Here is a 23,022-nt window from a genome sequence, read left to right as displayed (position 1 = left end):
GTTATCGGACAGGAGACTACCAACCGCTAGGCTCAAACGACTCATGGTTGCTCTCCTTGCGGTTCATTGGCACTGACTGAGAGCGGTAAGGTTAAAAGCTCGGGAGCGCGCTGATCATTTGAGATGCGCAACCCATTACGCACTTCACGCAAATATTTTTCTTCAAGAGGCTGCCAGGCACTGCGCTCGGCATCCCACACTCCGCCCTCGCGGCCGTCGGGGGTCAGGTAATAAAACCCGATACGTCCAATGCGTAAGAAGTCCACTTCACGCTCGCGGTCTTCTTGGCTTAGGCGTCCACGCCAGCTATCCATTTCCCGGCCATAATCGAGCTCAACGCGCCATGCTTCGAGCAGTCGATTGATTCGTTCGATGGTGTCTTCGCCTTGTTCTTCTGGCTGACGTTCAACGCGCGCCAGCCGCTCTTCTTGCAGAAATGGCAGGTCTCGCTCAATCCAGCCGCTTAGCTGCTCTGCCATATTTTGTTCGATTACCGGCAGTGCCGCACGTGTTTCATCCAGAGTATCCAGCGCCGTTTCCAGGCGCTGCTGACGCTCGGCCTGTTGTGCCAAACGCCCCGCCATGGAGGCATTAGTAGCTTCTAACTGACGGGTTTCACGCTCTAGACGGCGCAACTCTTCCAGCTGTTCACGGGTTTGTTCGTCAGCAGCGTCAATTTGCGCCTGAAGCTCCGCCTGGGTTTGCTGGGCGTCTACACTTTCGGCCGCTTGAGCCACTGCTTGTTCGCTTAACACTAGTGTGCCGCTGGCCAGCACGCCCGCTAGCCACCATCCACGCAAGGCAAAGAAAGGCCTGTTCAGCACGTCGACTCTCCGTTACTGAGTAGTGAGCGGCGTGCACCGCCCACTAGAAACTAATTAAGTATTAGAACGATTTGCGTTTATCTTTTACGCTACATAGCCTACCACTAATAGAATAAATGACAATATTTATCATTAACTAACCACCGCTATCGCTTAGGTCTAGCGCATAAAAAAAGGCGCCCATCGGCGCCTCTTTATCACAATCATCAAGCTTAATGATTCACTGCTACATACTCTTTGGTCAGCGCCGCCAACGGCAACTGCCAAGCCTCTTCACGGGTCACCCACCTTGCCTCGGCAATTTCAGCCCTTGCTTCGACTGGTTCATCAATAACAAGGCTAAACAGATGCGCTTGGAGCATGGTGTCAGGCTCATTGGCCGCGGGTGCGGTGAATAGTCCTAGCGGTGAGAGCTGGTCACTATTCACCGCTAGGCCCAATTCCTCGTTAAGCTCACGACACACCGCCTCCAATGCGGTTTCGCCCGCATCGATCTTGCCACCTGGCTGCATATAAAAAGACGTATTGTGCTTGCGCACCAATAATAAACGGCACTCAGGGTCGCTCACGACAGCAGCGGCAATTTCCAATACGTTAGCGGCGTTGGCTGGCATACCTCCTCCTTGGTGCACTTATATTCCCTGATCTACCCGTTGGCTATCGAATATACCCTGCAGGACGGCTAATGGTAGTGGTCAGTATTTAGCAGACGAGCCTTTGAGAAATTTTGTTTGGCAGATACTGCCACAATTTAAGCAGTAATATATCGCCGTTCAAACAATCTTACACATGTGAAGATGCCTGTATGTACCCCCTTCCAGCAAGGGGAGCACCTAACTCCACGGATATCCATTAAAAAGAAACATAACCAAATATCCAATGAACGCCACAATAAATGCTACTAACCTAGAGCACGGACTACTTTCAACTGTTACCCCTCCACCGCCAAACGAAATATATTTACCATAAAGATAAGACTGTACAGCCTGTCCGAAGAAAAGCTGACCAATCAGCATACCGAAAAAATATTTCCACTCTCCCCAGAAACGGAGCACAGCAATAAAAATGGATAAAATTACCATTAAACAAAGGATATAAGCGCGATATCTTTTCATCCACGCCAACCAAACATCATTAGAAAACATAAACTTCCACCCACATCAATTATCCCCAGCAGTCAATCTAGTAACTTAGATGCATTACTCGAAACTTCATCCCAAACGCCTAACAAACTTAATGTAGCTGTCAATTTTGCAGCTGCAGGAGCAGGTACGCCTCGAAATATTGCATACTTCTCGAACCCTGCACTCATTACTTCTTTTGAAGCTGATATAACGAATTCATCCTTTAAGTAACCCGACATCAAGCCTGCCACGCTTCCTGATGCAGCAAGCCCTAGCCCCCCGGCTCCAACAGGGTTTAAAAACACAGCTGCTGTCGATAACGTACTGAAATCATCTAGCGCCTTAGCATCCAGCGCCCTGGAATATGACACTGCACTCTGATCGCTGTAATCAATGTTGGCGCCCTGAGCAATACAATCTGCTGTTTCACACGAGAAATGCGGTACGTGGTAAATCTCTCCATCTACCACATAGCTGACTGTGTAACGCCCCTCCTCATCAAGCGGCCGCCCCGTGAGTCGATCAAGCGGCTGGCCGGGTGCGGCCTCTCCCGCCGGTAACCGGTAGACGGGAGCTCGATAAGGCGATATTTCCTCACCTGTCTGCTCAATAATATAGGCAATCAGGTCTGCTGGAGTGTCTGTCGGTACCAGCTGGATTAAATAGCGAGTTTTGCCATCTTGGCCAGGGATGGCCAGCCATTCGCCTCCAAAATCGTAATAACTGCCTAAGACGCCTTCTAAATCGCTCAGATCCACTTGGGCGTTGGCACTAGGCGCCTGTCCCAGATCATCGTGATACATCCCCCGCAGCGCACTTTCGATCTCTTCCAGCGTAAATTGACCATCGCTCTCCTCGGCAAGATTTCGAGCTAGTTCCCGCTCTGCTGTGTGCAGCTGACGGTTGTAACTCTCCACCTGACCAGCGATGAGAGCACCGTCGTTAACGTCGCCACCGCTGAGTTCCGCCGCGACGATCCCTGCCAGTTGAGCCACGGTATTGCTAAGTACCGGATTGGCGCGACCATTCTCTACGAGGTGATGAACAAGTGCTTCACTGGCGCCCGCGGCCAATGCACCGGTGCGGAAGTCGCCGCCCATGGCCTCACTAACGCTGCCACCGACCAGCGCGTGTAGGGCAATCTTCTGCGGGTCGCCTTCTTCCCATAGCCGCTCGTTGGCAATATCACCCACGGCGTTGAACAGCACCCCGGTGGCGACATGCGCCACGGCGCCTTCAAGGCTGTCCTCGAGGTTGTCGCCCAAGCTGCCGCCTTCGATGGCAGTACGAATCCCCGCATCGATGGCGGCCTGAGTGGCACGCTGACCGGCAAAACGGGCAATATCACTGCCATTGCCAAAGCTGAGGTTGAGATTGTTCGTGGCACCGGTAGTGGGGTTGGTCTGCGTTCCCCAAACACGATCGGTTATGCCTCGGGCGGCCCCCGTACTAAGCACGGCAATAGTGGCACCGCGCAGGCTGTCGCTTGATAAGGTATCGCTGAAGGTATCACCCAGGTTGCCACGATTATTGATGAAGCTGACCGCGCCACTGCTGGCCAGTGAACTGGCCCCTGCCGTCACCATGGCAGAGGCCACGGCGTTGTTGATCAAACTAATAAATTTATTCTGTTATAAACCAAAAAGGGAGCTACTAAAGCTCCCCAACAGCGGCAATTGTGGTAATCAACCATTCTGCACAATACTTATGAGGACAACCGTTTTACCATTAAGATAATACCCAGTAACGCTCCTTATACCTTGGACAGCCCAAGCTTACTTATTCAACAGCCGGTACTACTTCTTTATTCACCTGAGGCGGTTATTCTCAATAGCAGCGGGTGTAGCAAAATCTCCCCAGCGAAACGGGGTCTTTTTCTCAAGATATTGCTTCACCGCTTGCTCAGACTCAAAATTTTTAACAAGGTCATCCACCTGGAGTTCCTGTCCTGAACGGCTTATGCATAAAACATAACCCTTCTCTAACTGACTCAATTCAGCTCGGTGTATGATGTCGCCTGTAACTGTTGACTCGACAAAGGAAGTACGTATTGATGAATTTTGGGCCTCATAGGACTTCGCAACCTTTCTCTTTATTTGGTTATTCTTTAACTTCTTTGCTTTTTTAGGATAACGCCTCTTTTCAGGATACTTTTGCCAGTGCCAAACACTTAGAGCATCCAACATGGCCACAAATATAAACATAGCCACGAATCCCACAGCCCAGACACGATGCCAACGCTGCTGCGCCAGCCCATAGCCACGAAGCTCCCCGCCGAACAAGGCATAAAGCCACTCCCATATAACCACGCCATTCCAAAAAAACACAAAAGCAAAACAAGCAAAACACGCGTTGACCGCATTTCGCTTCGAAAAGCCTTTCCATGACATATCGCGCTTAGACATTACGGTTGCTCCATACTGTTGGCATCAGGTAATGACAATATGGCTGGAATATTGCTAATACCCTTTTCCGCCACCCCTCCTAACACACCTGCCGAGGGCAAGGTCACACTAAATGTTGCCGGAGTAGAAAAGTACGGCACAGTAACTTGAGAGGGAATATATGGCCCGAGTTCTTTAATAACCTCACCTAGGCGTGCACCAATCCCACCAGCGGCTGCTCCCATACCTATGCTCCGTATCACTGATTTATTTTCGTCATACATCCAATTGGTCACCGCAGTATTACTGCCCCCGGCGATCCCACCCAAGGCGGCATTGCCCCACAAGTTGCGGCCAGCCAACGGACCATAAGCCAACGCCGTACCACCAGCAGCAAGCGTTTGTCCAAATCGGTACTCACCGCCTTGTAGCGATTGGCCCGCCATATCAAAGCCTGCACCAAAACCAAAAACTCCTAATGCACTGCGCCCCCCTAGCATGGCGACAGAGCCTGCTGCAAAGGGAAAAGCAGCCAGACTTGAGACACCGCGCACGAAGGCATCCATGTCCTGCTGCTGTTGCAGAGGCGTGCGCGTATCCACATCGTTAAGGTTGTAGGGCAGCCCCGCCGCCATCGCGATACTACCCGGGAAAAGCAACTGGGGCTTTCGCTCATTCGGTGTCTGTGTTGGCGGTACCCAATACGGCGAATCCACGCCGCCGGTATTGCGGATGATGAAATTGGCCAATTCACGTGGCGCATTTAGCACCGCCTGTCTCAGTTCCTGCGATCCATCGGCCAGCGTGACGTTCATCCACTGACCACTGAAGTCGTAATAACCCAACTCATCAGTGCCTAGCCCTGGCAGCAGGGGCACAATGATATTGTCACCGGGCGCTTCTCCTTTAGCGAGGTTGTGCATGCCGCGCATCGCCTGCTCGATCTCTTCCAAGGTAAAGCGCCCCTCACTCAGATCCGCTAGGTCTCTTGCCAGCTTGCGCTCTTCGGAGTGCAGCTGACGGTTGTAACTCTCCACCTGACCAGCGATGAGAGCACCGTCGTTAACGTCGCCACCGCTGAGTTCCGCCGCGACGATCCCTGCCAGTTGAGCCACAGTATTGCTAAGTACTGGATTGGCGCGACCATTCTCTACGAGGTGATGAACAAGTGCTTCACTGGCGCCCGCCGCCAATGCACCGGTGCGGAAGTCGCCGCCCATGGCCTCACTAACGCTGCCACCGACCAGCGCGTGTAGGGCAATCTTCTGCGGACCGCCTTCTTCCCATAGCCGCTCGTTGGCAATATCACCCACAGCATTAAACAGCACCCCACTGACCACATGCGCCACGGCGTTTTCGAATCCGTCGGCAAGATGATCGCCCAAGCTGCCGCCTTCGATGGCAGTACGAATCCCCGCATCGATGGCGGCCTGACTGGTGCGCTGACCGGCAAAACGGGCAATATCACTGCCATTGCCAAAGCTGAGGTTGAGATTGTTCGTGGCACCGGTAGTGGGGTTGGTCTGCGTTCCCCAAACACGATCGGTTATGCCTCGGGCGGCCCCCGCACTAAGCACGGCAATAGTGGCACCGCGCAGGCTGTCGCTTGATAAGGTATCGCTGAAGGTATCACCCAGGTTGCCACGATTATTGATGAAGCTGACCGCGCCAGTGCTGGCCAGTGAACTGGCCCCTGCCGTCACCATGCTGGCGGCCAAACCGCCTTCGGCCAGCCCCAGTAAGCCGGAAGCCGCCGGACCGGCCCAAGCCGCTGCGACTATGCTCACGGCCAGCGCCGCGCCCGGCCCAAGGCCAGACTGAGAGTAATCCCAACTGTCATGAATAGCCTCGACCTGACGCCAATCGACGTCGCCCCGCTGCTCCATCTCTTTGAGCCAGGCAAGGTCGGGGTTGGCCGCGGCCATGGCGTCGATGGTCTGGCGCACCGATTGGGCGTTGATGGCTTCCACGTCAATGCTGATGCCTTGGGCGGCCTGAATGACCAGCTCGCCCTGGGCCACCAGCTCGCTCTGGCGCAGCGTTTCGTTGGTGGAGCCTTCGCCGGAGGCCGATTGCCACGCAAAGTTACTCTTGCTGCGTTCGTGGGATTCGGTGCGCACGTCGCTGGCGGTTTCGAAGGTAATGTCGCCGTCGCTGAGTAGCGCCATGTCCTGCCCGGCGTCCAGCCTTGCGCCCCGGTAGGTCTGGTCGCCGCCACTGATGAGGGCGATATCGTCGCCTGCGGTGATCTGGGTGCCCGCTTCGCGGATATCGTGGACTTCGTCGCGCTGATGACGACCACTGCTAAAGAGCCCACCACGGCGGCGATAATCGTAGAGGGAGTAGTCTTCTTCTTGAGCAGTGAGCAGATCTATTCGGTTACCGGCGATCAGGGCTGCGCTGCCAGCAGCCTCTAACTGGCTAGCTGTTAGACGTAGGTCATTACCCGCCTGCAAGAGTAAATCACCACCGGCAACAAGCGTGGTGGATTGCACCCGGCTCTGACTATCGATGGTGTGGGTATACCCCTGGCGCGTCTCTTCGTACTGCTGGGAGTACCCTGCCTCCAGGCTGATGTCACGACCGGCCATGAGGGTCAGATCATCGCTGGCATTTAGCTCCGCAGCGCGAGCTGTGATGTCCTGCCCAGCGAGGAGCGCGAGGCTACCGCCTATCTCTAATTGAGTGCCAACCTCTTCACTTTCACGGGTCTTGTTCCACCAGGCACTTCGGCTTTTCTGGGTCGAAAGAGCATCCAGACTCAGGTCATTCCCAGCATTAAGCAAACCGTCGCCACGGGCGTTGATATCGACCGCCGTCAGGGTGAGATCATGCCCGGCGTCAAGAAACAGGTCGTTACCCGCTGACAGAGTAGCTGCACGATCGAGCTCGGTGCTACTGAACCGATAGCCACGGTTCTTCTGTTCGCTAGACAAGGTACTTGTGATATTCAAGTCGCGGCCGGCACCGAGTCGGAGATCGCCTGCGCTGTCGAGGGCGGCACCGACGATGCTCATGTCACGTCCAGCGGTGGCGCTCAAGCTGCCACCAGCCTCAGTAACATGAAGCTCAGCCAAGCGTTTCGAAGTACTGGTTAATGTCAGATCCCGCCCTGCTTGCAACGCCAGAGAGCGGCCAGCGGCTATCTCTCCACCAATATTGTCGAGATCGTTACGCGCCGTGAGGTCAATACGATTACCACCAATCCGGCCTTCCAAATTGCTAATGTTCTCTGCCGAGAGCGCGACCAGCTCACGGCCAGCCAGAGTCCCCGTATTGGCGATATCATTTTTCACTTCGAGCGCCAGTGAGTTGCCCGCTATTAAGGTACCGTCTCCTTGCAGATCGCCCTCACGTACCCGGGCGTATACTTGAGGAACCAGTACTTTGGTGATGGAACCATCTTGCAGGGTTACTTCCCGTTCCACCATCCAAACGATATCGCTGGTAAGCTGGGCCATCTGCTCGGCAGTCAGTGCCACGCCGGGGCGCAAGTCATGCTTCTCTGCGAAGGTAATACCCGAATTCATCAACGCTCGATACTGATCGTCATCATTACTATGACCTGTCAAATACCGTTGTCCGGTCAATTGCATGATCTGATCGTTGATCATCCGTTGTTCATAGAAACCATCGCCGAGGCGTTTATGAGTCGTGCTCGGATCGCTATTTAGAGCATCAAGCATATAGTCCGACCCGAGCCACTCCCGCTGGTTGGTGAAACGCGGGTCAGTCTCGACCAGATAGGGGGCTTTAGGTGCGGGCCTGATTTGGAAAAGACTGTTGGCCGGTAAGTTAATATTCGCCATCACGCTACGAATCATGCCGAGCGGCAACAGATCCGTAGCGTGACGCTCGGCATCGGAGGGCCCAATAGGTCTGGGGGGTGACTCGCCCACCATGTTTTGCAAGGTCGTGGTGAGTTTCTCGATATCAGCGGGGGAGATGGCCAACCCATCAATCATTTTTCTGCCATCGATAGGCAGGCTGCTTTCAGCATGAGGTGTGGTCGGGTACAGGGCGGGAACTTCGATAACAGTGTTGCCAGACCCGCGGGACTGGAGAGCCACTTGGGCTCCATTCGCTCCCTGGGCTGAAGCAGTGAGCGAAGCACCATGATGCGCGTTCAGTTGAGTTCCGCTGCCGGAAAATTGAATGCCTTCCCGTACTTCGGTAATAGGAACGACGATAGTTTCCGAAGATTGTCCAGAATAGGGTTTCCAGTCAGAGTATCGTCGGTATGTAAACACTGCAGGAGCACACCCTCCCTCTCCCCCATCACACTTTTTCTCCGTATAAGTCGAGCTCTGCCGACTTATACCGGCCTCCTCAAAGACAAGCTGCCCCGACGCTTCAATATTGCTCAAGCTGTTTAGGTCACCAGTTATTGCACCGCCTGCAACAATGCGGCTCTTGTCATTGATCAAGTTACCGCCTGAAAGACTAATATTTCCACCCGCCAATAACTGCCCCGGCCGAGATCGCACTACCTGGCTTTCGTATTGAGTGCGTTCGATATCGTATTCAGTCCATCTTGAAACGGCTAATTTTGTGTCTTTATGGCGATAACTACCACTTTCGTTTCGATAACTACCTGAACTCACCCATTGGAACTCATCTACTGATAGTTTCTCGTCCCATCCATTCGGTTGGAGATATACTCCCGGCGGCAAATCTTTCACCCGTACCAACTCGGTTTCGAAGTGCTCATTGGTATTGTCGAGCCGACCAGTAGAGAGGGATAGATTACCCAGTGCCTCAATGGTCGCGCTGGCATTGCGCACTTGCCCAGCCTGCCCCGTTGCATGGCCACTGGCGTTCAGAGCACCACCGATGACCATATCGCCAGCGCTGAAGATAAGCGCGTCATCGCGGTTTATCAGAGTGCCCACGCCAATATCCAGCCGCTCTCGTGCCGCTATCACAGGGGCCTGACCGCCTTCTTTGTCGTTGGTAAGGGTACCCGCCTTGATTCCAAGCGCGTTGCCATAGATGCGGCCGGTACCAAGGTTGTCGAGCACATCGGCAGCGATATGAGTATCGACACCGTCGATCAGGCCGCGATTGGTTAAGTGCCCGACATCAATATGCGTGGTGGTACCGGAGAGTTCGCCAGAGTCAGTATTATTTAGACGCGCAGCCTCGAGGGAGAGCATTTCTCCCGCCTTCAGATTGCCCCGGTTATCGATCGTGCCGGTGGTGGCAAGATGAAGATTACCCGCCGCCATCAGTTCGCCTCCTTCGGAGAGGCTATAATCAGTGGCCAGTCGCAGGGCCAAATCACCCTGTGAGAGCACACGACCCTCGCCGGTCAAACGTTCCGTCGTCAGCTCAAGGGCCTGATCGGCGATCAGGGTGCCGCCTCGGTTGTCGACGTCGCTGGCCTGTATGGCCAGTGTATCAAGCGACGAGATTAGACCTTCACGATTGATCATCCCTGCGTTCACACGGAGATCAGCCAGCTTGTCGGTGCGAATGGTGCCCTGTAGGTTGTCTAGTTCATCTGCTTCCAAATGAAGCGTATGTGCCTCGATCCCCTGGTCGGCGCCCTGAGTAAGGCGATTGATCACCTGTTTCGCCATCACCTTCAGCGTCTGGCCAGCACGAATCAAACCGCTCTGGTTACCGAGCGTGCCATCGATGTCGAGGAACATGTTACCCAAGGATTGAAACTGACCACCGAGGTTATCGAGATTGGCAGCCGTCACATTCATGTCGGCTTCGCTCAGTAGTGCCCCGCCGCTGCGATTGGTAACGGTATCGGCCTTGAGCTCAAGATTAGTACCAGCACCAATCAGACCAGACGTATTGTCGAGGCTGCCCAGCGTCAGCGATACACCCCTTTCGCCAAGTATCTCCCCCGCCCCAGTATTGATTAGGGCCTGTCCTTGAGTATCGAGAGATAGGCCTCCACCCGCCTGGAGTGTGCCACCGGTGTTGTCGAGTGCACCACTAACCAATTCGAGCCCCTCCCGGGCGGCGATTAGACCACCACGGTTGTCCAGGTGGTGCCTTTGGGTATCGATATTGCTTTGGGTAGCGACGATCTCACCGTCGCGATTATCGAGGGCACGGCTGATCGATACCAGCTCACCGCCCGCTTCGAGATGGCCCTGACGATTATTTATGCCCCCAACGATATCAATAGCAAGATCGCCCGCTTGGGTGGCAAGCAAGCCATCGACGTTAACAAGAGAGGCTCCCGACAGGACGGCATCTCGCGTGGCCACCACACGACCGCTGCTATTATCGAGTTGCCCGCTGGCGTCAATGGCCAGGCTTCCGCCAGCGAGGATCTCGCCGTACCGATTGTCAAGTTCACCACTATCCAGGCTCAGGTCTCTAGCCGCCTGCAGCATTCCTGAGCGATTGACGAAATCACCGGCATTTATCAAGAGATTAGCGTGACTAAGGATTTTTCCCTCGCGGTTATCCAGCGTCTCGCGAATCGCCAACACTAGCTCGGCGTTGTCGCCATATTGCGACATCTCCCCCTGGTAGTGACTAAGTCGCTCGGCATGAACGGCTATTTGCTCAGCACTGGTGATGGCACCATCAAGGTCGAGGCTATCTGCTGTCAGTGTCAGCTTGCCCTGGCTAGCAATCAAGCCGTTGCTGCCGACGATACGAGCAGCATCGATCCGCGCCTCGCTGTCGCCGGCATGTACGATCTCGCCATCTTGGTTGCTCAGCGTGCCAGCAATATTAAGCGATAGGTCGCCAGCGGTTTCCACTCGGCCAAGGGTGTTGTCGAGTGCCCCTGCCTCCACCATCAGTTGGCCTTTCAGAGCCCCCACCATTCCCAAGCGATTGTCCAGCGATGCCGCACGTAGTACGACACCTTGCTCGCCGACCAGGTCACCTTCACGGTTGTCTATACTGCTGGCAGTGATATCGAGTCTGGCATTGCTGGCAATCAGTCCTCCGCTGTTATCCAACGCTTGGTCGACGGTCAGTATCAGGTCATCGACATCTCCATACTGTGACATTTCCCCCTGCCGGTGACTGAGGTTTTCGGCGTGCAGTGCCATTGACTTTGCGCTGGTGGTGGCACCATCAAGCACAAGGTCCTCACCACGCAAAACCAGACGTCCTTGGCTGGCAATCAGTCCATCACTCCCCTCTATATGCGTGGCGTCAATTTGGGCTTTACCTTGGCCTGCATGCACAATCTCGCCAGCCTCATTGATCAGCGTATTGGCAACATCAAGGGTCAGGTCGCCGACGGCTTCCAGGCGCCCCTGACTGTTGTTGAGTTCATTTAACTGTGCATTTAACTCGCCACCATTGGCACTGATCAGACCGGCCTTGTTGTTTAGCTCTGCTGAGGTAACGCCTACGCGAGCCGCCCGCCATTGTCCCTGGCTATTATCGATACTGTCGGTGACGCTAACGGCCAGGGAGTCGCCGGCGAGAATATCGCCGCCATGGTTATTCAAGCTTGTGGCGTCAAGGCTGATATCACCTGCCGCCTGCAGCGTGCCGCCGGTATTGATCAATTCCTGGGTAATGATACCGATCCCAGCATTGCTGGCGATCAGCCCACCGCCATTGTCCATTATTTGACCGACATTCAGTGCCAAGTCATCAGCATCGTCGAACTGCTGCATCTTACCTTGCCGGTGACTGAGGCTTTCGGCGTGTAGCGCAATTGAATTTGCGCTGGTAGTGCCACCATCGAGCAAAATTTCCTCGCCACGCAAAACCAGACGTCCTTGGCTGGCAATCAGTCCATCACTCCCCTCTATATGCGTGGCGTCAATTTGAGCATTTCCCTGACCAGCATGCACAATCTCGCCAGCTTCGTTGACCAGCGTATTGGCAACATCAAGGGTCAGGTCGCCGACGGCTTCCAGGCGCCCCTGACTGTTGTTGAGTTCATTTAACTGTGCATTTAACTCGCCACCATTGGCACTGATCAGACCGGCCTTGTTGTTTAGCTCTGCTGAGGTAACATCTACGCGCGCCGCCCGCCATTGCCCCTGGCTATTATCGATACCGTTAGAGACGTTAACGGCCAGGGAGTTGCCGGCGAGAATATCGCCGGCATGGTTATTCAGGTTTGCGGCGTTGAGGCTAATATCGCCTACCGCCTGCAACGTACCGGCAGCGTTACCCACGGTATGGGCCGAAATATCGAGTCCGCTATTGGTGGCCAGCCGCCCCGCGGTATTATCGAAAGTGTCGAGCCTTAATGCCAACGACTGCTCGCCAAGCTGTGAGATATCGCCGCCGATATTGGATAGACTGCCAACATCAAGATGGAGCGTCTCGGCGACGACGCTGGCGCCGTCGGTATGTAGCGTTCCAGAGGTTCTCGTGCTGAGCCCCTCTTGTGCAGAAAGGGTCGCACCGCTGGCATCGACCCCTGCTTGCCCCGACACGATATCTATATTGCGGGCTTGGGTATGGCTGTCACGAAGAGACACGGTCTCAGCCTGGGCATAAAATCCGCCAGCGGCGACATGCTGCCCGCTGCCTTCGATGCCCTGGCTAGCCGAAATATTTAGATCGCCTGTTGCCCCCAAGGCCCCGTCATCGCGTGCGCCGGCAGCGATCAGAGAGCCTCTTTCACTGGTTAGATTAACCGCCGATAGCTGGATATTATTTCTGGCGACCATCGTGCCACTGTCGCGATTGGCCAACTTTCCGTCACTGGTTACGACAATGTCTTTACCGGCACGCAGTGAACCGGCATTGGCAATATCATCGTGGCTAACCAGCTGTAAATCGCCTTGGGTGGCAATCTGCCCGCGGTTGGTAATACGTCCATCCGCGTCGACGACGAGTTCGCCAGCGGCTATGTTGCCAGCATTATGGACACCGACCCCCCGTTCGTTGGCTATGAGATGGATTTTGCCAGCGTACATGCCGCCTAGATGGGCCACGTCTATGCCCACGCTGGGGGATGCGCCATGGCCTTCAATAGTATTGATCGTTTGACGGTCGGCGCTGATCCGATTGGTGCCGGTCACAACATCGAGCTCTTCTGCCCATACGCCTGCCTGAACCTCGGCGGCACGAGCTAGTATGGCGGCATAATCAGCATTGCCGGCATCGAACCCATCGCCGTGAATCTTGATTGTGCCGCCCTGGACCCGATAACCATCCAACGAACCATTGCTGTATTGAGGCTGGCCCGTGGTCAAGGTAACGCCTTGTGCGTTAATGAAGCCCGCCCCATCGACATCAATACCGGCCGGGTTGGCAATGACCACTTCGGCACGTCTTCCAGCTACCTCTACAGCACCATGCAGTTGGCTAGGGATCGAGGAGTTGATTTCATTAACGATGACCCGCGCCTCACCGTTAACGAGATTGGGGTTGCCTTGTACCCAGCCACCAATCTGGGTCGCTGCCGCTGCACGGGAATTGTTGAGGATAGCCCCCTTGCTATCAACGTCGAACTGACGATAGGTATTGCGCGACACGCCACTCGCATTCGGCGCGGTGATATTGACCTGCGGGGTGCCATTGGCGCTTTTCGGGACATGCGGCCGCTGACTGTTCGGAGCAGTAAGATCAGGCATTATTTGGGCATGAACTGGCAGAGTCACCAGCCCCAGCGCCAACAGGACGCTCCATCTCAGAGGCCTAAGGCTGCCAAGCTCCCATCCCTTGCGCTTGGAAGAGGCGCGCAAGCGACGACGGGGTGTTACTTGCCCACCGTGCTGTTGAGTGGTGGCAGCTTCTGAGACGACGACCAAACGCCCCTTGGCTTTATTGAATACAAGGCGGTAGCTATGCTTATTCATAGTGGCTGTTCCGTGACTATATTTTTTTCTTCAAAAAGCTACATACAGACTAAAACCGATGTCGTGGCTGTCGGTGCGCAAGCCTGCTGGCTTGAGGATCGGCTTGGCGACGAAGACGTCGTAATTAACGAAGCGCAGCAGACTGCCGCGCATTCCCAAAGCAGCACCGCCCAATTCATTGCCGAGCAACCAATCGCTGCTTGGTCCTCCGACCACGCCATAATCGAGCCCGGCATAGAGTGCCTGACCGCTGCCGCCCAACGGCGACTCGATCTCATTACGGATCAGCCAGCCGCGATCAGCTGAGAGGCCCACATCGTTAAATCCCCGCACGGTATAACGACTGCCTATCGAAAAGCGCTCCAATGGCGCCAAGGGAGTAAGGTTGTGTTGCAGTCGCCAATGACCAAGGTATCGAAATGATTGATTTTTCAAGGTGAACGGCACTTTGAGCTCAGCGTCGACGGCGAGGATCTTAAAGTGAGAAGTGCCTTCTCCAAAGGCTTCTCCCGGAGCCGGAAGTGCGCCGAATGCTCCAGTACCGCGCTGATAGAACAGGCCCCCATCAAACGTTGCTCGCCCTAGGTACTCGCGGTGTTCAATTCCCGCTTCCCAGCCCCCAATTTGGCGTCGCTGCACCAGAATTTCTTCGCCATCGACATGGGTACGTGATCGATTCTGGAAGCCACTGAGGGATAGCGAGGTCTTTCGAGTGGTACCGCGATGAATCACACGTGAAAGTGTGGCCTTGATATTGTGACTCGCGCCTTCGTAAACGATATCCTCGAAGGCACCTGCGACAGTTTGATGGTAGTCGTAGTCACTATATGTCGCGCCCAAGCTCCAGTACCCCCAGGGCACAGAGTAGTGAACGGTGTGACTACGGTTACCACGCGAACCTGCCTCCCCGCCGCCCAGGTCCTTACCGAAGTTGACGTAGAACAGGTCGTTAATGCCCAAAAGGTTGTCATAGGCCACTGTCACGCCGCTCTGGTAACGACCCGTGGCATCGCTGCCGCTGTCGTCGACCGACCAGGAGGGGCGTAGCGGTCGTCCCTGGCGATAATCGATGACAAGGTCGCTTTCGTTGGGTGCCTCTCCCGGCGCGATCTCGATATCGACTTCTACGGACGGTAGACGTTGGAAGTTCTCTAGCGCTTGCTCGATATCGCGTAGATTGAGGATATCCCCAGGCTCAATAGGCACGGCATTTCGTAAAGAAGCATGAGAGCGTTCGGTATCGTCAACGCGGAGGTTTGCGATACGACCAGGCAAGAGAGTGATGGTAAGGCGCCCATCGCTGAGATCCTGTGGCTCAACGAGTACGCGGCTGGTAACGTAACCGCGCTCGATTAGTGCATTTTGAGCACGTTCAAGCACCACGTTGATGCCCTGCGCCCCTAGGCAGCGGCCGATAGGTGTGTCTTCTACGTCGTTGCCAGCTACCTCCGCATCGAGCCATTCGAAACGCTGAACCTCTTCCCCTTGCCAATTCAATGCCTGAATGACGAAACAGGGCTTATCTTGGCTTGAAAAGCGCTCTTCAACTTCTTGCGGTACTGACAGCCTTACATCAGGCTGCGTCTCCAGGCGTTCTTGTAAGGCTCGATTACGCTCTTGTTGGAGGCGAAGCGGCGTATCAGGTGTGCTATTTTCCGCCTGCAATGGGATGTGCCAAACCGATGCCAAAAAAGCAACTATCAACACAAAACCATTCAACAAAACATTTGGGCCATTAAGCTTAAGAAAATGTGTCTTCGCTAAGCCAGAAGTGAAGAGAAAGCATCGCCAATTCACTACCTGCATCCTTGTATCAACTTGAATATCAATACATATCGGCAGATATAAATTTTACTTTAGATAAATGTTTATTAGCAGTCTCAAAATAGTCAGTTAAGCAACCAACGTCATTCTCTCTTGCTATAAAAAAAGGGAGCCGTTAAGGCTCCCTGTAGTGCTGTCGCGATGGTTAGCAAATGCCGCGATATCGATCCTTTACTAATTGACTGCTACATACTCTTTGGTCAGCGGTGCCAACGGCAACTGCCAAGCCTCTTCACGTGTCACCCACCTTGCCTCGGCAATTTCAGCCCTTGCTTCGACTGGTTCATCAATAACAAGGCTAAACAGATGCGCTTCGAGCATGGTGTCAGGCTCATTGGCCGCGGGTGCGGTGAATAGACCTAGCGGTGAGAGCTGGTCACTATTCACCGCTAGGCCCAATTCCTCATTAAGCTCACGGCACAGCGCCTCCAATGCGGTTTCGCCCGCATCGATCTTGCCACCTGGCTGCATATAAAAAGACGTATTGTGCTTGCGCACCAATAACAAACGCCCCTCAGGGTCGCTCACGACAGCAGCAGCAATTTCCAATACGTTAGCGGCGTTGGCTGGCATACGTCCTCCTTATCCCTGTTTCCTTCTCGCGATACCGCTATCCCTAGCAGTAACAACACTCTTGGCTGGATTAAAACGCCCAGTCGTCATCTTCGGTAGCGACGGCCTTGCCGATCACGTAGGAAGAGCCAGAGCCGGAGAAGAAGTCGTGGTTTTCATCGGCATTGGGTGAAAGCGCCGCCATGATGGTCGGATCGACATCGGTCACGCTGCTGGGGAACAACGACTCAAAGCCAAGGTTCATCAGCGCTTTATTGGCATTGTAGTGAAGGAATTTTTTGACATCTTCACTCAAGCCTACCTCGTCATACAGCGACTCGGTATAGCGTACTTCGTTATCGTAAAGTTCCAGCAGCAGTTCGTAAGCATAGTCTTTGACTTGCTGCTGACGCTCAGGCGTGGCTTCCGCCATCGCTTGCTGGAATTTATAACCAATGTAGTAGCCGTGTACCGCTTCGTCTCGAATAATCAGACGAATCAGATCAGCGGTATTGGTCAACTTGGCATGGCTTGACCAGTACATCGGCAGATAGAAGCCTGAGTAGAACAAAAACGACTCCAGGAAGACGCTGGCCACTTTGCGCATCAACGGGTCGTCGGAGCGGTAGCGCTCCAGAATCAGCTGCGATTTTGCTTGAAGCGTCGGGTTTTCCTCACTCCAGCGAAATGCGTCGTCTACATCGCGCGTGGTGCAGAGCGTCGAGAAAATCGAGCTATAGGAGCGCGCATGCACCGATTCCATAAACGCGATATTGGTGTAAACCGCCTCTTCATGGGGAGTACGCGCATCGTCCATGAGTACCGGCGCGCCCACACTACTTTGAATGGTGTCCAGCAACGTTAGCCCGGTAAACACGCGGATGGTCAGCTGTTTTTCCTGCTGAGTGAGGGTGTTCCAGGACTGGATGTCGTTAGACAACGGCACCTTTTCGGGCAACCAGAAGTTACTCGTCAAGCGGTTCCATACTTCCAGGTCTTTATCGTCCTGGAGTCGGTTCCAGTTAATCGCGTCAACCCGCGACAAACGTTGCATAGTATTCATGGCAGTGCTCTCAAAAAAGTAGCTCGCAAAAAACGAAGCTCTTTAAAAAATAATTATTAAAAAAACCGCTCATAAAAACGGTTCTTAAAATAGCTATCAAGGCCCGGTTAAAAAACCGGGCTAGCAAGATGGGCAGTTAACTAAAGACCACAGGGTACGGGCTGTTTACAGCGTGCACGACACACAGCCTTCTACTTCGGTACCTTCAAGCGCGCTTTGACGCAGGCGAATGTAGTAAAGCGTTTTGATGCCTTTACGCCAGGCGTAAATCTGCGCTTTGTTGATGTCCCGCGTACTGGCCGTGTCCGGGAAGAACAGCGTTAACGACAGCCCCTGGTCAACGTGCTGCGACGCTTCGGCGTAGGTGTCGATAATCTTTTCCGGACCAATTTCATAAGCGTCCTGGAAATAGTCGAAATTGGCTTCATCCAGGAAAGGCGCCGGGTAATAAACACGCCCCAACTTGCCCTCTTTACGAATCTCGATTCTCGCCGCCACCGGGTGAATACTGGAGGTGGAGTTATTAATGTAGGAGATTGACCCCGTGGGCGGTACGGCCTGAAGGTTACGGTTGTATAAACCATGGGCCATGACCGACGCTTTCAACTCCTGCCAGTCCTCCTGAGTCGGCAACGCAATACCGCTACGCTCGAACAGTTCACGCACTTTATCGGTGCGCGGCAGCCACGCTTGATCCGTGTACTTATCGAAGAACGTTCCCGAGGCGTAGGTGGAGTCCGCAAAGCCTGAAAAGGTATCGTTGTTCTCGATTGCCAGGCGATTAGAGGCACGCAGTGCATGGAACGCCACACAGTAGAAGTAGAGATTGGTGAAATCCAACCCCTCGTCAGAGCCGTAATAGATGTGCTCGCGCGCCAAGTAACCATGAAGGTTCATCTGGCCCAAGCCAATGGCCCGCGACTGGGCATTGCCTTCGGCGATCGAGGGTACGCTACGCAGGTTGCTCATTTCAGACACGGCGGTGAGGCCGCGAATGGCAATATCCACGCTGGTGCCGATATCGCCTGAGTCCATCACCTTGGCGATATTCATGGAACCCAGGTTGCAGGAAATATCCTGACCCACCTGACGGTAGCCCAGATCATCGTCATATTCGGTGGGCGTATTCACCTGCAGGATTTCCGAACACAGGTTACTCATGTTGATGCGGCCAGCAATCGGGTTGGCACGATTGACCGTATCTTCGAACATGATGTAAGGATAGCCCGACTCAAACTGCAGTTCAGCCAGCGTTTGGAAGAAAGCCCGGGCGTTGATCTTATGCTTGCGAATGCGCGCATCGGCGACCATTTCCTGGTACTTCTCGGTAACGCTGATATCGCCAAACGGGACGCCGTAAACACGCTCCACGTCGTAAGGCGAGAACAGATACATATCGTCGTTACGCTTGGCGAGTTCAAAGGTGATATCCGGAATCGTCACGCCCAACGACAGCGTTTTGATGCGGATTTTCTCGTCAGCGTTTTCTCGCTTAGTATCCAAAAAGCGCAGAATATCCGGGTGGTGAGCATTGAGATATACCGCTCCCGCCCCCTGACGAGCCCCTAATTGATTGGCATAGGAGAACGCGTCTTCCAGCAACTTCATGATCGGGATAATGCCCGATGACTGGTTCTCAATTCGCTTGATGGGCGCGCCGGACTCACGAATATTAGAGAGCAGGAAGGCGACACCGCCGCCACGCTTGGAGAGCTGCAGGGCGGAATTAATCGAACGCCCGATCGACTCCATGTTGTCTTCGATACGCAGCAAGAAACAGGAAACCAGCTCACCACGCTGCTGTTTACCGCAATTCAGGAACGTAGGGGTCGCAGGCTGGAAACGGCCGCTGATGATTTCGTCCACCAGCGATTTGGCCAAGGCTTCGTCACCCCGCGCCAGGGTCAGCGCCACCATGCACACACGGTCTTCATAACGCTCTAGATAGCGCTTGCCGTCGAACGTCTTCAGCGTATAGCTGGTGTAGTACTTGAAGGCACCCAAGAAACTGGGGAAGCGAAATTTATACGCATAGGCCTGCTCAAATAACGCCTTCACAAATGCAAAGCTGTATTGAGCAAGCATTTCCGCTTCGTAGTACTGCTCTTCCACCAGGTAATCGAGTTTTTCCTTCAACGAGTGGAAAAACACCGTATTTTGGTTCACGTGTTGCAAAAAGTACTGACGTGCCGCTTCGCGATCTTTATCGAGCTGCAGTTCGCCGTTGGCACTATACAGGTTAAGCATCGCATTGAGGGCGTGGTAATCCAGTGTACGCGTCTCGCCTGCTGCTGGTCTTTTTGACCCTACCACGCTGTTGGCGGCGTCATTTTTCGTGGCTACGTTAGTCGTTTCCAAAACTCTTCTACTCCTTTACGGACGTTGGCCACATCATCTTCGGTGCCAAACAGTTCGAATCGATACAGCAGCGGCACGTGGCACTTTTTCGCAATAATGTCGCCAGCAAGACCATATGCATCGCCAAAATTAGTGTTTCCAGCGGCAATCACCCCCCGCAGGAGGCCCCGATTGTGCGGGTCATTAAGAAAATGGATAACCTGTTTGGGTACCGCGCCCAGTGTCTCGCCCCCGCCATAGGTAGGGGTAATCAAAATATACGGCTGCGTTACTTGTGGTGCCGACTCGCCTTGCTTGAGGGGTAACCGTGTTGCTTCAAAACCAAGCTTTTCTACAAAACGATGGGTATTGCCTGACTTCGTGGAAAAGTACACCAAACTGCCGGCGACAGGTGTCGGTGAGCAACTTTCCAGCATGGTAATCGCTTACGCGAGGGCTTGAATGCGATCGGGGCGAAAACCCGACCAGTGATCTTCACCTACTACCACGACAGGAAGCTGGCGATAGCCTAGCGCTTCAACTTCTTCTTGAGCACCAGACTCAGCGGTAATATCAATGACGGTGTAATCAAGGCCCTGCTTGTCGAGTGCGCGGTAAGTCGCGGTGCACTGAACACAGGCTGGCTTGCTATAAATTTGAATTTCCATGGTGATTTTCCTTTTCAAAGCGGCGTTTTTCGGGTAGAGCATATCTAGTGCCCGCCCCCTCTAGAAGACACAACGCATACTATATATAGACCATTAGAAAATCAATTCACGCATATGTGGTATTTTTCATCCACAGGTTATTGACAGTTAGTGCCCAACTCTATCCTTGAAAATAAAAAAAACCGCCTCCCTTTAAAGGAGGCGGCTGGCAGTGGCTAACGAGCGGGTTACACCCCGATTTTGCCTCCATCCAATTTCTGAATGACCACCGTAGCAGCACGAGGTCGCACCGACCCACTGGTATTGATAGTAGCGTCCTGAACGTTTTGACCCGGGTCAGCAGGCCAGTTGCCTGGGTGCTGAATATTGATAAACAGCGCCGTCTTGTCCGGCGTGGCAAAGATACCGGTGACTTCACAGCCATTGGGGCCGACTGCGAAACGTTTCAGCTGCGCTTGATCGGATGGGTCAATCACCGCCGCATCACCAGGACCGATGCTCACTGAGGCAGGCACGACGGCCAACACCTGGTCGTTGGTATAATCGGTCACAGCGTCATAACCGTTGTCGGTTTCGATCCATAGAATACCGTCACCATCACCACGGTCGTCGTACCACAAGCCGTCCGGGCTTGCGAACTGGTTAAGCTCGGTTAAGCCCGACAAATTGTCGGCATCGCCTTCAGCGGCACCGAAGACAAAAACTTCCCAGGTGAACGTTGTGGCCTCGGCACTTGGCTCGCGCCAGCGAATGACCTGACCGCCCTCGTTGTCTGGGCGTGGATTAGGTCCGTTAACCGGCGCCGTATCGAACGCCGCTCCCAGCGTTTCAACGCTGCCCGCGCCGTTGCTATAGGTAGCTGCAGTGCCTTCAGCGGTACGATCGCTGTTGTTAGTCAGCGTCATGTAAACATCGCCGCTGGCGGGGTCCACAGTGCCCCACTCAGGCCGATCCATCGGCGTGGCGCCCATGAAGTCAGCCGCATCACAGGTATTAATAATCACTCCCGCGATATCCTGATCGTTGGCCAGCCCCAGCGCCTGCCACAACGGCTGGCCGTTACGGGTAGTGGCCGTCGGCGTCAGCGGCAACCATTCACCACTACCATCGGCGTCGAAGCGGGCCACATAAAGCGTACCTTCATCCATGTACTTGGAACCGATCGCCAAGCGGTCGTAATTCTCACCGGGACGGTTGGCATCCGCGGGATCCCAGTTGACGTTCGAAACAAACTTATAAATGTACTCGTTGCGCGAGTCGTGGCCTGAGTAGAACACCACGGGCTGACCAGCCACCAGCTTGCCGGGCCAGGCACCCTCATGACGGAAGCGCCCCAAATAGGAACGTTTTAGCGCCGCGTTGTCAGTGCCCACACTGGTGGTATTACCGTAAGGGTCGATCTCGACAATATAGCCAAAGGTGCGTGGTTCGTTACGGTAGTCGCCGCTGGCGCTGGCGGCACTAGGCGTGGCATTAAAGCGCGCAAACTCGCCATTGACCTCATCGGCAGCACCTGCAGCCGTTTCCCAGGCGTAGCGGCTGCGTCCGTCAGGTATGCCCAGGCGATCATCATCAATGGTGCGGCCGCTGGCTTTGGTAAATACGTTAGGCCAGTTTTCTTCACAGGTAAGGTAGGTTCCCCAAGGGGTATAGCCGCTGCCACAGTTGTTGTTGGTGCCCCTAGAGAGGGTACCGTTGGGCGAATAAGCGGTGATTGTATAGTCGCTGCCACGCACCGGGCCGGAAAGCTCGATAGGAGTAGCCGAGGTATAACGCACGTTATAAGGCGATGAAGTCTCCGACGACCAGACGTTATCGCTGTTTTTGCTCAGCTTAACAATGGTCACACCATGCGCGTTAATCTCGGTGCGCACCTCATTTGCCGGGCGGTTACCGTTTGATGAATTAGTGGGGCCGCCTTGGGGTGCCCATAGCGCACGCTGGTCGATGTACTCATTGTTGAGCGCCATCAAAAACTCGCGCGAAGCGCTCTCTTCGCTAAGCGCGAAGTGATACATGCCATCGTGATGCATACCCACGCTATTAGCCTGGAACTCAGGCGTCACAGCAAGGTCGGCGCTCCACTGACCGGCGCTGTTGTTCAGCGGCGTACCCCATGGGATCAGCACCTGAGCACTGTAGCCTTCAGGTACAAACATGCGGTCTGCACCATCGCCGGTGCGTCCCATGATCGAATCGAACGCCAACGACAGAGGGTTCTTTTCACCTGGAACACCTGGATTGACGACATCATCGTCGCTACAGCCAGCCAGCCCGAAACTGCCCAGTACCGACATGGCGGCCAAGCCCATGCCCCCTCGCATAATCCCCCTGCGGGAGACATGACGATCCAGAATGGATGAAAACGGCTCGTTACTGCTGCGATTCAACAAACGATGATCTTCGATTTCTTGGCTCACATGTATCTCCTTTTTATAGCCAGCCACGTCAGGCTTCAGTGTTCACGCTCTTGTTACCGCACTTTTCTTAA

General features: G+C 54.3%; 13 protein-coding genes. All 13 read right to left on the bottom strand.

All coding sequences use genetic code 11. The features are described from left to right. Positions 1–41: 41 nt before the first annotated feature. The 13 genes from ACFFLD_RS10720 to ACFFLD_RS10660 all read right to left on the bottom strand — a co-directional run bounded on the left by ACFFLD_RS10720 (position 42) and on the right by ACFFLD_RS10660 (position 22,951). On the bottom strand, positions 42–824 hold the full coding sequence (locus ACFFLD_RS10720; protein WP_386039959.1) for a DUF3450 domain-containing protein: 783 nt from the start codon (positions 822–824) through the stop codon (positions 42–44). A gap of 212 nt (positions 825–1,036) precedes the next feature. Beyond that, the gene (locus ACFFLD_RS10715) at positions 1,037–1,438 is read right to left on the bottom strand and encodes an NUDIX hydrolase (protein WP_386039957.1); all 402 of its coding nucleotides are present in this window, start codon (positions 1,436–1,438) and stop codon (positions 1,037–1,039) included. Between the two features lie 219 nt (positions 1,439–1,657). Then, complete coding sequence (locus ACFFLD_RS10710) at positions 1,658–1,969, bottom strand: hypothetical protein (RefSeq protein WP_386039954.1); 312 nt, start codon at positions 1,967–1,969, stop codon at positions 1,658–1,660. A gap of 32 nt (positions 1,970–2,001) precedes the next feature. Next, positions 2,002–3,561 carry a DUF637 domain-containing protein gene (locus tag ACFFLD_RS10705; protein ID WP_386039952.1) on the bottom strand — a complete coding sequence of 520 codons (1,560 nt, stop codon included), beginning with the start codon at positions 3,559–3,561 and terminating at the stop codon, positions 2,002–2,004. Between the two features lie 195 nt (positions 3,562–3,756). Then, entirely contained in the window at positions 3,757–4,353 is a 597-nt protein-coding gene (locus ACFFLD_RS10700; RefSeq protein WP_386039950.1) for a hypothetical protein, read from the bottom strand. Next, positions 4,353–14,087 carry a two-partner secretion domain-containing protein gene (locus ACFFLD_RS10695; protein ID WP_386039948.1) on the bottom strand — a complete coding sequence of 3,245 codons (9,735 nt, stop codon included), beginning with the start codon at positions 14,085–14,087 and terminating at the stop codon, positions 4,353–4,355. Before ACFFLD_RS10695 ends, ACFFLD_RS10700 begins: the two co-directional genes overlap by 1 nt. Positions 14,088–14,117: 30 nt before the next feature. After that, positions 14,118–15,794: a ShlB/FhaC/HecB family hemolysin secretion/activation protein gene (locus ACFFLD_RS10690; protein WP_386039946.1), complete on the bottom strand. Its 1,677-nt coding sequence runs from the start codon at positions 15,792–15,794 to the stop codon at positions 14,118–14,120. Positions 15,795–16,085: 291 nt separating this feature from the next. Continuing rightward, positions 16,086–16,484 (bottom strand): NUDIX hydrolase, encoded by a 399-nt coding sequence (locus ACFFLD_RS10685; RefSeq protein WP_386039944.1) that lies wholly within the window; start codon positions 16,482–16,484, stop codon positions 16,086–16,088. A gap of 70 nt (positions 16,485–16,554) precedes the next feature. Next, positions 16,555–17,526, bottom strand: coding sequence for a class 1b ribonucleoside-diphosphate reductase subunit beta (nrdF, locus tag ACFFLD_RS10680; protein WP_386039942.1), 972 nt, complete (start codon positions 17,524–17,526; stop codon positions 16,555–16,557). 165 nt (positions 17,527–17,691) lie between these two features. After that, complete coding sequence (nrdE, locus tag ACFFLD_RS10675) at positions 17,692–19,884, bottom strand: class 1b ribonucleoside-diphosphate reductase subunit alpha (protein WP_446753356.1); 2,193 nt, start codon at positions 19,882–19,884, stop codon at positions 17,692–17,694. Beyond that, positions 19,866–20,300 (bottom strand): class Ib ribonucleoside-diphosphate reductase assembly flavoprotein NrdI, encoded by a 435-nt coding sequence (gene nrdI, locus ACFFLD_RS10670; RefSeq protein WP_386039940.1) that lies wholly within the window; start codon positions 20,298–20,300, stop codon positions 19,866–19,868. Before nrdI ends, nrdE begins: the two co-directional genes overlap by 19 nt. A 9-nt stretch (positions 20,301–20,309) precedes the next feature. Then, complete coding sequence (nrdH, locus tag ACFFLD_RS10665) at positions 20,310–20,531, bottom strand: glutaredoxin-like protein NrdH (RefSeq protein WP_008956787.1); 222 nt, start codon at positions 20,529–20,531, stop codon at positions 20,310–20,312. 227 nt (positions 20,532–20,758) lie between these two features. Then, on the bottom strand, positions 20,759–22,951 hold the full coding sequence (locus ACFFLD_RS10660) for a PhoX family protein (RefSeq protein ID WP_386039938.1): 2,193 nt from the start codon (positions 22,949–22,951) through the stop codon (positions 20,759–20,761). Positions 22,952–23,022 lie beyond the last annotated feature (71 nt).

The organism is Vreelandella sulfidaeris (assembly GCF_042429665.1).
Lineage (GTDB): Bacteria > Pseudomonadota > Gammaproteobacteria > Pseudomonadales > Halomonadaceae > Vreelandella.
This window is presented reverse-complemented; position numbering and strand designations above follow the sequence as displayed.

Coding starts and splice junctions, on each gene's coding strand:
- ACFFLD_RS10715 (WP_386039957.1), bottom strand. CDS start 1,438: ATGCCAGCCAACGCCGCTAACGTATTGGAAATTGCCGCTGCTGTCGTG.
- ACFFLD_RS10710 (WP_386039954.1), bottom strand. CDS start 1,969: ATGTTTTCTAATGATGTTTGGTTGGCGTGGATGAAAAGATATCGCGCT.
- ACFFLD_RS10700 (WP_386039950.1), bottom strand. CDS start 4,353: ATGTCTAAGCGCGATATGTCATGGAAAGGCTTTTCGAAGCGAAATGCG.
- ACFFLD_RS10695 (WP_386039948.1), bottom strand. CDS start 14,087: ATGAATAAGCATAGCTACCGCCTTGTATTCAATAAAGCCAAGGGGCGT.
- ACFFLD_RS10685 (WP_386039944.1), bottom strand. CDS start 16,484: ATGCCAGCCAACGCCGCTAACGTATTGGAAATTGCTGCTGCTGTCGTG.
- nrdF (WP_386039942.1), bottom strand. CDS start 17,526: ATGAATACTATGCAACGTTTGTCGCGGGTTGACGCGATTAACTGGAAC.
- nrdI (WP_386039940.1), bottom strand. CDS start 20,300: ATGCTGGAAAGTTGCTCACCGACACCTGTCGCCGGCAGTTTGGTGTAC.
- nrdH (WP_008956787.1), bottom strand. CDS start 20,531: ATGGAAATTCAAATTTATAGCAAGCCAGCCTGTGTTCAGTGCACCGCG.